This is a genomic window from Georgenia sp. AZ-5, assembly GCF_043952095.1.
Taxonomy (GTDB): Bacteria; Actinomycetota; Actinomycetes; order Actinomycetales; family Actinomycetaceae; genus Georgenia.
This window is the reverse complement of the sequence record NZ_JBINOU010000001.1, coordinates 1132648-1146933: the sequence shown is the minus strand read 5'-3', so window position 1 is coordinate 1146933 and position 14286 is coordinate 1132648. Positions and strand designations below refer to the sequence as shown.

Genomic DNA, 14286 nt, shown 5'->3' with positions numbered 1-14286 from the left:
ATCCTTGCCAGCGATGACCAGGTCCGAGCACGACGCCGCCGCGCGCGCCGTCGCACCCGGCGAGCCCTCGCCGCGTCCCCGTCTCGCGGCGGTGCCTCCCGTGGCGAGCGCCGCCACGTCCGTCCTCACCTCCCCCGACCTCCGCCCGCAGCTCCGCCCGGCCGGTCCGTCCGCCGCCGGCGGCCTGCGCGTGCGCAGCGTCGAGGTCGACGACGTGGGCGACCTCGTCGCGCTGCTGCCGACGCCGGACCCCGCGTCGACCTTCTCCTGGGTGCGCCACGGCGAGGGCATCGTCGGCTGGGGCCAGGCCGTGCGGATCGAGACGGCCGGCGCGGACCGCATCCGCGACGCCGACGTCGCCTGGGCTCGCGTGGCGGAGGCGCTGGACGTCGAGGACGAGGTCGGGCTCCCCGGCAGCGGGGCTGTCGCGTTCGGTTCCTTCTCCTTCTCCCCCGACTCCCCCGCCGGCGGCGCGCTGGTGCTGCCGCAGGTCGTCGTCGGGCGCCGGGACGGCCGCTGCTGGGTGACCACCGTCTCCGCCGACGCCGCGGCCCCCGATGCCGTTCGGCTGCCCGTCCCCTCCCCCGTGGCCGCCCCCGGGCCGGTGACCTACAGCGACGGCTCGCTCACCTCCGACGGCTGGAGCCGCGCGGTGGCCGAGGTGGTCGGGCGCATCCGGGCGGGCGAGGTCGAGAAGGTGGTGATGGCGCGGGACGTCGTCGCGACCGCCGCCGGCCCGCTCGACCTGCGCCACCTGCTGCGGCGGCTCGCCACCGACTACCCGTCCTGCTGGACCTTCGCCGTCGACCACCTCGTGGGCGCGACGCCGGAGCTCCTGGTGCGCCGCGAGAAGGGGCTGGCGGCCTCTCGCGTGCTGGCCGGGACGATCCGGCGCACCGGCGACGACGCCGACGACCTGCGCCGGGCCGCCACGCTCGCCCGCTCCTCCAAGGACCTCGCGGAGCACCGCCTGGCCGTGGCGTCGCTGGTGCGGGCGCTGCGTCCGTACTGCGCCTCGATGAACGTCCCGGAGGCGCCGTTCGTGCTGCACCTGCCGAACGTCATGCACCTGGCCAGCGACGTCACCGGCGTCGTGGCCCACGACCTCGGGCATCCGAGCACGTTCCGGTCGCACACGACGGGCGGGAACGGGCCGTCGAGCCTGGCGCTCGCGGCCGCCCTGCACCCCACCGCCGCGGTGGGCGGCACGCCGACCCGCGAGGCGACGGCGATCCTCGCCGAGGCCGAGCGGATGGACCGGGGGCGGTACGCCGGCCCGGTCGGGTGGATCGGCGCCGACGGCGACGGCGAGTGGGGCATCGGCCTGCGCTCCGGCGAGCTCTCCGCCGACGACCCGCGCCAGGTGCGGCTGTTCGCCGGCTGCGGCGTGGTGGCCGCCTCGGACCCCGCCGCCGAGCTGGCCGAGTCCGAGGCGAAGCTGCGCCCCATGCGCGAGGCGCTGTCCTAGCCGCTGGATGCCTGTCGGGTGCCCGCGCCGTCGACCCCGTGCCAGTGCGGTCGCCCCCCGTGCGCCGAGCCCGTGCCCGTGCGCGTGCGCTGAATCCCGGGAGAGTGGGCATGTTCCGCCCGGCGTGGCCCCCGCTACGTAGCGCGCTCGGAGGCCGTCGAGCGCCACAACATCGGCCTCGGGCACCTGCGACCCCGACGTCACACTCGCGCCACCGTCCCGCCCCCGCGCGGCCGAAAGCGACGAAGTCGGGCACTCGAGGGACCCTCAAACGCCCCACAACGTCGCACTCGCGCGCCCGGGACTCCCACAACGTCACGCTCGCGCCACCGTCCCGCCCCGCGCCGAGAGCGACGAAGTTGGGCATTCGGAGGCACCCGAACGCCCCACAACGTCACACTGGCGCACCCGGACCCCAACAACGTCACACTGGCGCACCCGGACCCCAACAACGTCACACTCGCAAGCGATGACCCCGAGGGTCGTCGAGGGAGCGCGTGGACGCACCGGATCGAGCAGCGGCGAGCAGTGCGGGCACGGCCGCCGCGACACGCGCCGAACGACGACCGCCGCAGCACACGCCGAACGACGACCGCCGCAGCAGCACACGCCGAACGACGACGGCCGGGGCGGCACGCGCCGCCCCGGCCTCCGTACTTTCTCGCACGCCTTGTGAGCGCCCGGTGCCCTCTGGCGCACCCGCGCTCCCAGCCCTGCGCGGTCAGATCCGCTGGTCCTCGCGCGCGGCGAGGGTGGCGGTCACCTCGACCTCCTCGCCGTCGCGCACGAGGGTAAGGGTGACCTCGTCGCCGCTGGCGTACTGGCGCACGAAGCCGGTGAGGGACTCCGCGCCGTTGACCTGGTCGCCGTCGACGGCCACGATCACGTCGCCCGGCTGGATCCCGGCGTCGGCCGCGGGCGTGCCGGGCTCGACGCCCTGGATCTCGGCCCCGGCCTTGGTGGTGCCGTCGACGGTTGCCGTGCCGTCGGTCATGGTCACGCCGAGGTAGGCGTGCTCGGCGACGCCGTTCTCGATGAGCTGGTCGGCGACCTGCTTGGCGAGGTTGACGGGGATGGCGAAGCCCAACCCGATGTTGCCCGCGGAGCCGCTGGCGGTCGGCATGGAGGCGATCGAGCTGTTGATGCCGATCACTCGGCCCGCGGCGTCGAACAGCGGCCCGCCGGAGTTGCCGGGGTTGATGGCGGCGTCGACCTGGATGGCGTTGGTGACCACCCGCGTGCCCGGCTGGCCGAAGCCCTGGGCCTCCTCGGTGGTGGAGACCGGCCGGTCGAGCGCGGAGACGATGCCGGTGGTCATGGTGTTGCTCAGGCCCAGCGGGTTGCCCACCGCCGCCACGGGGTCGCCCACGAGCACCTCGTCGGAGTTGCCGAGCGTGGCGGGCTGCAGGTCCTCCGGCGGGTCGGTGATGGTGATGACCGCCAGGTCCGTGGCCGGGTCGGTGCCCGCGATGGTGGCGGCGTAGATGCGGCCGTCCGCCAGGGTCACCTGGAGGCCGCCCTCGACGGCGTCGCCGACGACGTGGTCGTTCGTCAGCACGTGGCCCTCGTCGTCGATGACGACGCCGGAGCCGGCCCCGGCGCCGCCCGCCGTCCGGACGTCGATGGCGACGACGCTCGGCTGGACGGCGGCCGCCACGTTGGCCCAGTCGGGGTCGTCCGTGGTAGACGTGACCACCGGGTCCGAGCTGGAGGACGAGTCGTCCTGCTGGCCGGAGATGCTCGCGGTGGGGGCGCCGTCGTCCAGGGCGCCCGTGATCCCCGCCGTGCCGAGGCTGGCGAGCAGCGCGGCGGCGGCGGCCGTGCCGGCGATGGCGCCCCACCCGGGGCGGCGGCCCCTGCCGTCCTTCTGCGGGCCGTCGTGGCCGGGACCGCCGGGCGACGGGGAGGCTCCGGGCGCGTTCCCGGTGCCGTACCCGTTCCCGGTGCCGTACCCGCCGTAGCCGTGCTGGGTGCCGTAGGACCCGGGGGCCGACCCGCCGGCGCCGTACCCGCCTCCGTCGCGACCCGAGCCGGCGCCGTACCCGCTGCCGTACGTGCCGGCCGGGGATGCGTACGGGTTGCTCCAGCCCGCGCCGCCGGGCCGGGACGCGCCGTCGGCCGCGGTGCGCGGCACCTCCTGGGTGGGCTGCCCCGCCTGTGCGGCGCCGTGCCCGGCCGCGGCGCCGTGCTGAGCACCGTCCTGGTGGGCGCCGTCCTGCGGCCTGGCGGCCCGCCAGGGGCGGGTCTGCTGCTCGTTGTCGCTCATGGTTCCTCCGTCTTCGTGGCGAGACCATGTAACAACGGCGACCTGACGAGCGCCTTGGCGAAACCTGGGAGCTTGCTGGGAAGGCGGTCGCTCAGGCGCGTGTGCCCGCGCGCAGCGACTCGCGCACCGCGGCGCGGGCCTGGCCGGCCAGCGCCGACCGCTGCGCCCGGACCTCCCGCCGGTCCACCGGCACCTCCAGGACGCTGCGCCCGCGCACCGGGTCGGCCAGCGCGGTCCGGAGCTCGCCGCCGTCCTCCACCCGCACGTGCCTGGCGCCGTAGGCCGCGGCGAGCGCCGCGACGTCCACGGCCTGCGGGGTGCCGAAGATCCGCTCGAACTGGTCGGCCCGCTCGGGCGCGCCGTGCTCGAGCGTGGCGAAGATGCCGCCGCCGCCGTCGTTGAGGACGACGACCTGCAGGTCCACCTCGTCCTCGAGCGTCCCGCGGAGCAGCCCGCCGGCGTCGTGGAGGAACGTCAGGTCGCCCATCACGGCGCGCACGGGCTCCTCGAGGCCGAGCGCCAGGCCGGTCGCCGTGGAGATGGTGCCGTCGATGCCGGCGAGGCCCCGGTTCGCGACGGCCACCGGCAGGGTCGCCGCGTCCCAGGGGGCGGCGACCAGGTCGAGGTCGCGCACCGTGTTGGAGGAGCCGACGACGAGGGCGCGCGGCTCGTCTCCCCGCCCGGCGGCGCGCGCGACGTGCCGGGCGAGCAGCAGCCCGTCGAGCGGCCTGCCCGACGCGGTGAGCACCTCGTCGACGGCGGCCTGCGCGGCCTTTCCGGCGCGGCGCCAGCGCGTCAGCCACTCGTCGTCGTCCCGGCCGCGGGGCTCCACCGCGCCCACCACGTGCGCCGCGGTGCCGGCGACGTCGGTCCACGGCCCGCGCGGCGCGACGACGACAACCTCGACACCCTTCCGCGACAGGAGCCCGGTGACCGGCCGGGAGAGGGTGGGGTGGCCGAAGAGCACGACCCGTTCGACGGCGCCGCCGAGGCCGGGCTCTGCCAGGAGCAGCCGGTACGGGCCGACGGCGTTCGCGCCGGCGCGGGCGCCGGAGGTCGGCTCGGCGAGGAGTGGCCACCCGCCGCCCTCGGCGACGGCGCGTGCCTCCGCGCCGGCACCGTCTCCCGCCACGACCACGGTCCGCGGGCCCGGCGGGAGCACGACCGCCCCCGGCCGCGCGGCCGGGGCCACGACATGGCGAGGCTGCGGCGGCGCACCCGGCGCCCACGGTGCGGCGGGCGCGAGCGGGTCGCGCAGCGCGACGTTGAGGTGCACGGGGCCCGGGTGGTTCGTGCGCAGACCCTGGGCGGCCGCGAGCGCGCGGGTGACCACCTGCTCCAGCCGCGGCCCGCCCGGCGCACCGGCCGGCACGTCTACGGCGGAGCGCGTCGCGGAGCCGAAGATGCCCACCTGGTCGGTGGTCTGGTTGGCGCCCGTGCCGCGCATCTCGTGCGGGCGGTCGGCGCTGACGACGACGAGCGGCAGCCCGGAGTGGGAGGCCTCGAGCACGGCCGGGTGCAGGTTGGCGACGGCGGTGCCGGACGTCGTCACGACCGCGACCGGGCGTGCCGACGGGCTGGCGGTCGCCCGGGCGAGCCCGAGGGCGACGAACCCGGCCACCCGCTCGTCGATGCGCACGTGCAGCCGGAGCCAGCCCGCCGCCTCCGCCGACTGCAGGGCGTAGGCCAGGGGCGCGCTGCGCGAGCCCGGGGCGAGGACGACGTCGTGGACCCCGTGCGCCACCAGCGCGGTGACCAGCTCGCGGGCGGTCGCCGTGGACGGCTCCAGGTGCCCGAGGCCGGGAGGCTCCGCCGAGCCGGTCGGCACGACGGGACCTTCCTCCACGTGCCCGCCGTGCACCCCGCCGCCGGCGCTCATCGCGGCGCCCCCGCGACCGCCATGATTTCGGCCAGCCGCGACTCCCAGCGCACGCGGACCTCGTCGTCGGCGCGCACGGCGTCCAGCGACCGTTCGCTCGGCTCGGGGCGCCGCACCGCGATCGACCCGCCCACGGGCAGGAGGGGGTCCTCGACGGTGTCACGCTCGAGCAGGTGCACGGTGGCCAGGCCGCAGGCGTAGGGCAGCGCGGGCAGCGCGGCCGCGAGCGCCAGGCCGGCCGCTATCCCGACGGAGCTCTCCAGGGCCGAGCTGACCACCACCGGCAGCCCGACCTCCTCCGCCAGGTCCAGGCACGCCCGGACCCCCCCGAGCGGCTGCACCTTGAGGACCACGACGTCGGCGGCCTCCGCCCGGCGCACCGCCAGGGGGTCCTCCGCCCGGCGGATCGACTCGTCGGCGGCGACGGGCACGTCCGTCCGGCGCCGCAGCGCCGCCAGCTCCTCCACCGTGGCGCACGGCTGCTCGGCGTACTCCAGCCCGCCCGCGGCCCGCTCCAGGTGGCGCAGCCGGTCCACAGCGGTGTCGAGGTCCCAGCCGCCGTTGGCGTCGATGCGGATCCGCCCGCCGGCGCCGAGCGCGCCGCGCACGGCTTCCAGCCGGGCCTGCTCCTCGGCCAGCGACTGCCCGGTCTCCGCCACCTTGACCTTCGCCGTCGTGCACCCGCCCGAGGCGGCCACGATGCGCGCCGCCTGCTCCGGCCCGACGGCGGGCACGGTGACGTTGACGGGTATCCGGGCGCGCACCGGCGCCGGCCAGCCCTCCTCGGCGGCCTCCAGCCCCGCACGCAGCCACGCGGCGGACTCCCGCGCGTCGTAGTCCCAGAAGGGCGAGATCTCCCCCCAGCCCGCTTCTCCCCGCACCAGCACGCCGTCACGGGCGGCGAGGTCGCGGAAGCGGGCGCGCAACGGGGTGGAGTAGACGGCCCGCACCGGCGGGAGGGTGGGAGCGGGCGTGGCGGGCATAATGGCCAGGATAGGAGGCCCCGCCGTCATCGGCCCCGCCGGGCAGCTCAGGGCGGCCGCCCGAGCCATTTACGGCGCCGCCCTGAGCCGCTCAGGCGGCGCCCGCGCCGCTCTCCGCCAGTGCAGCCAAACGATCCCCGCCACGAGCCATCCATGACTCCTGTCCGCTCGGGAGAACGCAGCAGAACCGTACCGGCAGGACGCCGACAGGATGTCGGTGGGCACCGATAGCGTCGTACACATGTTCGATGACGAGCGTGAACCGGCGCCCCTGGCGGAACGGCTCGACGCCGCCGCGGAGCTCTACGGCCTGGACCTCGCCAACGCCATCGGCGGCGTCGCGCCGGACGGCGAGGACGCCGCCAACCTGGTCGAGCTCGTGGCCCTGTGGTCGCGGCTCGTCTCGTGGGCGCACGCGCGCCGCAACGAAGCCGTCGCCGCGCTCGTCGTGCAGGCGGTGGCCGCCGGCTCCGGCCACGCCGAGGACGCCGTCGCGGTTGAGCTCGCCATGCGCCTCGCGACGAGCCATCGCTCCGCCGCGACCATGGTCAAGAAGGCCCTCATGCTGACGGGTCCGTTCTGGGCGACCGGCGAGGCGCTCCTGCGCGGGGCGCTCGACCCCCGCAAGGCGGACCTGATCGTCTCGGCGCTCGAGCACCGGCCGGCACCCGTGGCCCTGGCAGTCGAGGACGCGGTGCTGCCCGGCGCCCCCGGCCGGACGCACGCGCAGCTCGCCAGGGACCTCAACCGCGCCCTCGTGGACGTCGATCCCCACGAGGCGAGCGCTCGTCATCGGCACGCGCGGCAGCTCCGGCGGGTCTGCCACCCGAAGTCCCTCCCGGACGGCATGGCGTCCGTCTTTGCGGTGCTCCCCGCCGAGGACGCGATCTCGTTGGACCTCGCCCTGGACGGCGCGGCGCGGGCGGCGAAGGCAGCCGGGGACAAGCGCACCGTCGACCAGCTCCGCGCCGACGTGCTCGCCTCCCTGGGCGCCGACGCGCTGAGGCGCGGTGGCTTCGGCGTCCCACCCGGGGCTCGGCCGGACGGGAGTGCCGCCGCCGGCAAGGACGAGGCCTCCGGTGAGAACCGGGACGCGGGCGCGGTCTCTGCCCTGGACCCGCGTTCCGCGGCGACCGGCGCGGACGCCGGCACCGGCGGGGACGGCTCGAACGCTCCCGGGAGCGAGTCACCGCCGCCGTGGTTCCCTGTCGGGGAGGTCGGCGGGGTACCCGTGCGGGTCCAGGTCACGGTGCCGCTGTCGACGCTCCTGGGTGGCGACGCCGCCGGGGAGCTCGACGGGTACGGCGCGATCGACCCGGCCACGGCCCGGGCGCTCGCGCTCGGCGGGACGTGGAAGCGTCTGGTGACCGACCCGCTCAGCGGCACGGTGCTCGACGTGGGCCGCACCCGGTACAGACCCCCTCCCGACCTCGCCGAGCTGGTCCGGGCACGCGACGGTACCTGCTTCCGGCCCGGCTGCGGGGCCCGCGCAAGCGGCTGCGAGCTCGACCACACCGTCCCGTTCGGACGCGGTCCCGGCGGCGGGCGCACCGCGCTGTGGAACCTCGGGTCTGCCTGCTCGACGGACCACCGGCTCAAGACCGTGGGCGCCTTCCGGGTGCGTCAGCTCGCCGGTGGCGTGTTCGAGTGGACGTCGCGGGCGACGTCGCTGCGCTACCGGCGCGAGTCCGACGGCTCGATCACCGCCCTCCACCCACGCACCGGTCACCCGCTGACGGCGCCCGGGCGAGAACGGGCACCCGACGGGTCGACCGACGACGCACCGCCACCGTTCTGACGAGGGTCCGCTGCCCGGCGCCGCGGCGCAGTCACCGGCAGGGCGGGCCAGCTCCCGCGGCTATCGTGGGCCGCGTGATCGACCTCCCCACCCGCGTCTCCGAGACCTTCGACCCGACCGTCTGGCGGGACGTGGTCGGCTTCGACTTCACCGACATCACGTACCACCGCGGGGTGGACCGCAGCGGCGGCACCGAGCGTGACCTGCCCGTCGTGCGCATCGCCTTCGACCGGCCGGAGGTGCGCAACGCCTTCCGCCCCCACACCGTCGACGAGCTCTACCGGGCGCTCGACCACGCACGGATGACCTCCGACGTCGCGGCCGTGATCCTCACCGGCAACGGCCCGAGCCCCAAGGACGGCGGCTGGGCGTTCTGCTCGGGCGGCGACCAGCGCATCCGCGGCCGGGACGGCTACCGCTACGAGACGGACGGCTCCGACGACGAGGCCCCCGTGGAGCGGCGCCGGGAGCAGATCGACCCCGCCCGCGCCGGCCGGCTGCACGTCCTCGAGGTCCAGCGCCTCATCCGGACCATGCCCAAGGTGGTCATCGCGGCGGTGAGCGGGTGGGCCGCGGGCGGCGGGCACAGCCTGAACGTGGTGTGCGACCTCTCCATCGCCTCGCGCCAGCACGCGCGTTTCAAGCAGACGGACGCCAACGTCGGCTCCTTCGACGCCGGCTACGGGTCGACGCTGCTCGCCCGTCAGGCGGGCGACAAGCGCGCCCGGGAGATCTTCTTCCTCGCCCGCGAGTACTCCGCCGAGGACGCCGAGCGCTGGGGCGTGGTCAACGAGGTCGCGGACCACGCCGAGCTCGAGAAGGTCGCGCTCGAGTACGCCCGCATCATCGCCACGAAGTCGCCGCAGGCCATCCGCATGCTGAAGTTCGCGTTCAACATGGCGGACGACGGCCTCGCCGGCCAGCAGGTGTTCGCCGGGGAGGCGACCCGCCTGGCGTACATGACTGACGAGGCCGTGGAGGGCCGGGACGCCTTCCTCGAGCGGCGCGACCCGGACTGGTCACGCTTCCCGTACTACTACTGAGTGGTTGGGAGCCTTGCGGCCCACGCGCCGGGTAGCGCGCCCGGGCCTAGGACGGCCGCGCGGGAGAGCCGGGCCGCCGACCGGCGGCGCGAGCCACCAGGCACCGCCGGGGTGCTGGCACCGCGGCGATCTGGCGCCCTACCCGACGGTGACGCCGCCTCCGTCGACCGGAACCAGCTCCACCCAGGTGTTGCCAGGGGCCAGCTCGATCTCCGCGCCGGCGCCGTCCGTCAAGGTCAGCGGGTCCGACGTGCCCGGCTTCGACCAGGTGCCGGAGACGACGTGCCCGCCGGTGGCGACCAGCGCCTCGCCGGTCCCCGTGAGCACCGTCTCCGGGACGGGGTTGCCGCCGGGGTCCCGCGTGCCGGTGTCGACCACCTGCACCCTCAGCACCACGACGTTCTTGGCCGTGATCCGGTCGCCGTCCGCCGAGACCTGCGGCACGTCCCGCTCGTCCCGGACCCACTCCCCCGGCCCGGCGCCGCGGCCGGCGTCCGCGGCCGCGTCCCACGTCCAGCCGGGCTGGCTCGCCGGGAAGCGCACGTCGATGACCGACGCCGGCGTGCCGGCCCTCACGGCCGTGGCGTGCTCCGGCTCCCACGCGAAGAAGAACTGCTCCGGCGGAGGCGCCGAGTGACCGCCGTCTGCCTGAGCCAGGAGCTCGGGCCCCGCCCCGTACACGTTGTGCGGTGCGCTCCGGAAGCCGACGCGGTACATGCCCGGCGCGCCCTCGTCGTTGCTGAGCGCCTGCAGCCCGGCGTCGCGCATCTGCTGCACGAACTGCGGCTGCCCACCGGAGATGACCAGGAGGCCCCCTAGCGGCCCGGAGATGGCCGCGTCCATCGGTCGCACCGACCGGATCGGGCCGATCTCTCCCGGCACGGTGGAGTGATACGCCGCGTTGAAGCGCGTGATACCGCCCTCCACCATCTCCTCCCAGACGACGTCGGCGTCCTCCAGGCCGGTCTGCGGCCGGGCTGCGGCCGAGTTCTCGATCTTCACCGACATCGCGGGCCGCTCCGCCACCTCACCGGCCACGCCGGTCAGCGGCCACCGCGCCGGCAGCGGCGCCGGCCGCTCCTTCGCGCCCAACGTCACCGAGGGCGCCGGCGTCGGCTCGGGAGCGGGCTCCCGCGAGGAGCACGCCACGAGCGCCAGCGTCGCCACCACAGTTGCCGCCAGCGCCCGCGCCCCCCGGCGGGACCGGCGCCGCCCAGGGCGTCCGGCGGCAGCGGACGCGCCGGGCACGGCACGGGTGGGGCGGGGGGCGCTCATGGTTCCTGCTCTCTGACGGGGAGGTCGGCACCAGGGTAGTGCCGCACCTAACCTTGACCGGTGAACTCCGCGCCCGTGCCGCCCCCCGCGGGCGCCCAGCTCACGGCGGTGGCCGGCGGCACCGCTCCCGACGCCGTCGCCGCGCTGACCACGGCCCTGCGCCGGGTGCTCGCGGGTGCCCCCGAGGTCCTCGTGCCGCACGCCCCGCGCCAGGACGGCGCCGCGGCGCTCACCGCGCTGCGCGACCGCCTGGCGCTGCCCGTGCCGCCGGGGACCGCCGTCGTCCTGCGGACCTCCGGGTCCACCACCGGCCTCGGCCACCTCGTCGCCCTGAGCGCCGACTCCCTGGCCGCCTCCGCACGCGCGACCGAGCAGCGGCTCGCCGGCCCGGGCCAGTGGCTCCTGGCGGTGCCCACCCATCACGTGGCCGGGCTGCAGGTGCTCGTCCGGTCCGTGCTGGCCGGCACGGCCCCGGTGGTCCTCGACACCTCTGAGGGCTTCACTCCCGAGGCGCTCGCCGAGGCCGCGCGGGACCTGCGCGACGACGTCCCCGGGTATCTCTCACTCGTCCCCACCCAGCTCGTCCGGGTGCTCGCGGCGGGGGCGACGGCGCCCCTGGCCCGTCTCGAGGCGATCCTCGTGGGCGGCGCCGCCCTTCCCCCGCGGGTGCTGGAGCGTGCCCGGGACGCGGGCCTGCGCGTGGTCACCACCTACGGCATGACCGAGACCGGGGGCGGGTGCGTGTACGACGGCGTCGCGCTGCCCGGCGTGTCCGTGCGCCTGGCCGAGGAGGACCGGATCGAGATCTCCGGCCCCGTCCTGGCCTCGGGCTACCTGGACGACGCCGCCGCCCACGCGCGGACGTTCGTCGCCCGCGGCGGCGAGCGGTGGCTGCGGACCTCCGACCGCGGGGCGCTGACCGCCCTGCCGGACGGCACCCGCCGACTCACGGTGCTCGGCCGGGTCGACGACGCCATCAACACCGGCGGCATCAAGGTGGCGCCGGCCGCGGTCGAGCGGGTGCTGGGGGAGCAGCCGGGCATCGCGGAGGCCGTGGTGGTCGGCGTGCCGGACGCGGAGTGGGGCCAGCTGGTCGCCGCCGTCGTCACCGCCCCGCCTGGGACGGCACCGCCGTCGCTGGCGGACGTGCGTGCGTTCGTCACGGACAGGCTCGGCGCGGCGCACGCTCCCCGTGCGCTCCTCACGCTCGACGCGCTGCCGCTGCGCGGGCCCGGGAAGGTCGACCGGCGGGCCGCCGCCCGGCTCGCCGCCGCGGCGCTCGCCGAGCCCGGCCGGGCCGGGGTGCAGCGGCACGGCGGGGGTCGCTGACGCAGGAGCGACGCCGGCACCACAGCCCGCACGGCGCCGCCGCGGGGGCGGCCGGCCGCCACGGGGGCCGCGCGGCGCGCCGATATCCTGGTGCGTCCGCCGGCGCCACGGCATCGCGCCGGCACCCCACTCAGCACGGACGGAGATTCATGGCCACGCTCACCGACTGGCTCGAGGGCGCGCGCGTGCGCACCCTCCCCGCTGCTGTCTCACCGGTGCTCATCGGCACCGGCGCCGCGGCCGGAGCGGGCCAGGCCTCGGTGGGTCGCGCGCTGCTCGCCGCCGGCGTGGCGCTCGCCCTGCAGGTGGGCGTGAACTTCGCCAACGACTACTCCGACGGCGTGCGCGGGACCGACGACGTCCGCACCGGCCCGCCGCGCCTGACCGGCGGAGGCAAGGCGAGCCCCCGCTCGGTCAAGCGGGCAGCGCTCCTCAGCCTCGGCGTCGGCGCGCTGCTCGGCGCCGTCCTCGTCGCCGTCTCCGGCTCGTGGTGGCTGCTGGCCGCCGGCGGCCTGGCGCTCGTCGCGGCGTGGGGCTACACCGGCGGGAAGCACCCGTACGGCTACCTGGGCCTGGGCGAGGTCGGCGTCTTCCTGTTCTTCGGGCTGATGGCGACGCTCGGGACGACCTGGACGCAGACCCACGCCCTGCCGTGGACGGCGTGGGCGGGCGCCTCGGGTGTCGGGCTCGTCGCGTGCGCGCTGCTGATGGTCAACAACATCCGCGACATCCCCACGGACGCACGGGTGGGCAAGACCACGCTGGCGGTCCGCCTCGGTGAGCGGCGCGCGCGCCTGGCCTACGCCGGCATGGTGTGGCTGCCGCTCGTGCTCGGCGCGCTGTGCGCGCTCGAGTCACCGTGGGCGCTGCTCGTGCTGCTGCTCGCGCCGTGGGCCCTGCGGGTGTCCCGGGTCGTGCTCGGGGGCGCCGTCGGCCGGGACCTCATCGTGGTGCTGCGCGACACGGGGCTCCTCCAGCTCGGCTTCGGGCTCCTCCTCGGTCTCGGGCTCGCGCTCTAGGGTGCTGGCGGCGGCCGTGTCCTCGGGGCCGGTCGCCGGACCGGTCGCCGGGCCGGTCGCCGGGCCGGTCGCCGGGCCGGGCGCCGGGGCGTCGGCGTTCTCGACCAGGGCGTCCTCGTAGGCGGCGTCCTCCTCGACGCCGGGCGAGAACTTCGGGCGTTCCGCGCGCAGCGGGTCGTACTCGGCGAGCACCGCGGCGGCGGCCTTCCCCTGGGTACGCAGCAGCAGGTACGACAGCAGCGCACCGACGACGATCGCCGTGACCCACAGCAGCCACGAGCGCATGCCGACGAGGTACAGGACGCCGGCCGCGACGAGGACGAGCAGGATCCGCAGCACGGTGTAGAGGAGGAGACGCACCTGCCAAGCCTACGGTGAGGAGCCGCTGAGCAGGCCCGCGGCCACCGGCGGTCCGGCGACGCCTGCCGCCGCTCCGGCGCACATGGCGCTCGCCGTCCCCACGGACCTCCCGACGCGGCCCGATTACCCTGGTGGTATGCCTAGGGTCGTGGCAGTCGTCCTCCTTCTCGCAGTGATCATCTACGCGCTCATCGACTGCGTGCGGACGCCCGGCCCCTCGATGCCCGCGGGCATCCCCAAGGCGGGGTGGGTGGTTCTCATCCTGGTGTTCCCGGGCCTCGGGGCTGTGGCGTGGCTGGTGATCAGCCGGGTCGCGCGGGCAGAGACCGGCGGCCGGGGCGGCGCCGCGCGCCGGCCCGGGCAGTGGTCGCCCGGCCCGTCCCGGCCAGGACGACGCAGCGGGCCGGTGGCCCCTGACGACGACCCCGACTTCCTCGCCCGCCTGGAGGCGGAGCGTCGCCGCGCGGCCCGGCAGAAGCGCGGCGCGGCCGGCGACGCGGGCACCGCCGGGAAGGCGGGCACCGCCGAGGACGCGGGCACCGCCGGGCGTGCGGGCGGCCCGGGCGACGGCGACGGCGCCGACGGCGCCGACGGCACCGACGGCGCCGGGGCGGCCGGGACGGGCGGAGCCCGAGGCTCGGCCGCCTCGGGGGGCGCGCCCAGGGGGACCGGCGGCGACAGCTCGTCCGGCGACGCCGCCGACGGACCCGCCGCGACGCCGGACGGCGACGGCGAGGACACCGGCACCCCGCGCGCCTGAACGCGCGCCACGGCGGGACCCGTGCCCGGACGCACGCGCCGCCGTCGTGCGGCCGCGGAGCTCAGCGGCCACGCCCGTTGCGAGACGTCAGGCGGCCGCGCCCGCC

At 76.8% G+C, this 14286-nt stretch carries 10 protein-coding genes and 1 pseudogene; 6 read left to right on the top strand and 5 right to left on the bottom strand.

Features of this window, described 5'->3' with window-relative positions; translation table 11 throughout:
- Positions 1-13: 13 nt before the first annotated feature.
- The gene (locus ACF0H8_RS05440; protein ID WP_395287962.1) at positions 14-1468 is read left to right on the top strand and encodes an isochorismate synthase MenF; all 1455 of its coding nucleotides are present in this window, start codon (positions 14-16) and stop codon (positions 1466-1468) included.
- 721 nt (positions 1469-2189) lie between these two features.
- Here the strand turns inward: ACF0H8_RS05440 and ACF0H8_RS05435 are convergent.
- The 3 genes from ACF0H8_RS05435 to ACF0H8_RS05425 form a co-directional block, all read right to left on the bottom strand.
- Complete coding sequence (locus ACF0H8_RS05435; protein WP_395287961.1) at positions 2190-3734, bottom strand: S1C family serine protease; 1545 nt, start codon at positions 3732-3734, stop codon at positions 2190-2192.
- A 91-nt stretch (positions 3735-3825) separates the two neighbouring features.
- Positions 3826-5613 carry a 2-succinyl-5-enolpyruvyl-6-hydroxy-3-cyclohexene-1-carboxylic-acid synthase gene (gene menD, locus ACF0H8_RS05430; RefSeq protein ID WP_395287960.1) on the bottom strand — a complete coding sequence of 596 codons (1788 nt, stop codon included), beginning with the start codon at positions 5611-5613 and terminating at the stop codon, positions 3826-3828.
- Positions 5610-6596, bottom strand: a complete 987-nt coding sequence (locus tag ACF0H8_RS05425; RefSeq protein ID WP_395287959.1) for an o-succinylbenzoate synthase — start codon at positions 6594-6596, stop codon at positions 5610-5612. Before ACF0H8_RS05425 ends, menD begins: the two co-directional genes overlap by 4 nt.
- A gap of 241 nt (positions 6597-6837) precedes the next feature.
- Here ACF0H8_RS05425 and ACF0H8_RS05420 point away from each other — a divergent pair, with 241 nt between their 5' ends.
- Positions 6838-8394 (top strand): DUF222 domain-containing protein, encoded by a 1557-nt coding sequence (locus ACF0H8_RS05420; RefSeq protein WP_395287958.1) that lies wholly within the window; start codon positions 6838-6840, stop codon positions 8392-8394.
- A gap of 74 nt (positions 8395-8468) precedes the next feature.
- On the top strand, positions 8469-9437 hold the full coding sequence (locus ACF0H8_RS05415) for a 1,4-dihydroxy-2-naphthoyl-CoA synthase (protein ID WP_395287957.1): 969 nt from the start codon (positions 8469-8471) through the stop codon (positions 9435-9437).
- Between the two features lie 138 nt (positions 9438-9575).
- Here ACF0H8_RS05415 and ACF0H8_RS05410 read toward each other — a convergent pair whose 3' ends face one another.
- Entirely contained in the window at positions 9576-10712 is a 1137-nt protein-coding gene (locus tag ACF0H8_RS05410) for a DUF3048 domain-containing protein (RefSeq protein WP_395287956.1), read from the bottom strand.
- A gap of 60 nt (positions 10713-10772) precedes the next feature.
- Here ACF0H8_RS05410 and menE point away from each other — a divergent pair, with 60 nt between their 5' ends.
- Positions 10773-12041: an o-succinylbenzoate--CoA ligase gene (gene menE / locus ACF0H8_RS05405; protein WP_395287955.1), complete on the top strand. Its 1269-nt coding sequence runs from the start codon at positions 10773-10775 to the stop codon at positions 12039-12041.
- 149 nt (positions 12042-12190) lie between these two features.
- Positions 12191-13060, top strand: a complete 870-nt coding sequence (locus tag ACF0H8_RS05400; RefSeq protein WP_395287954.1) for a 1,4-dihydroxy-2-naphthoate polyprenyltransferase — start codon at positions 12191-12193, stop codon at positions 13058-13060.
- 186 nt (positions 13061-13246) lie between these two features.
- On the opposite strand, the pseudogene ACF0H8_RS05395 reads toward ACF0H8_RS05400, so the two are convergent.
- Positions 13247-13399, bottom strand: a pseudogene (locus ACF0H8_RS05395) (DUF4229 domain-containing protein); the annotation flags it as partial.
- A gap of 157 nt (positions 13400-13556) precedes the next feature.
- Here ACF0H8_RS05395 and ACF0H8_RS05390 point away from each other — a divergent pair.
- Positions 13557-14180, top strand: coding sequence for a PLD nuclease N-terminal domain-containing protein (locus tag ACF0H8_RS05390; protein WP_395287953.1), 624 nt, complete (start codon positions 13557-13559; stop codon positions 14178-14180).
- The last annotated feature ends 106 nt before the right edge of the window (positions 14181-14286 follow it).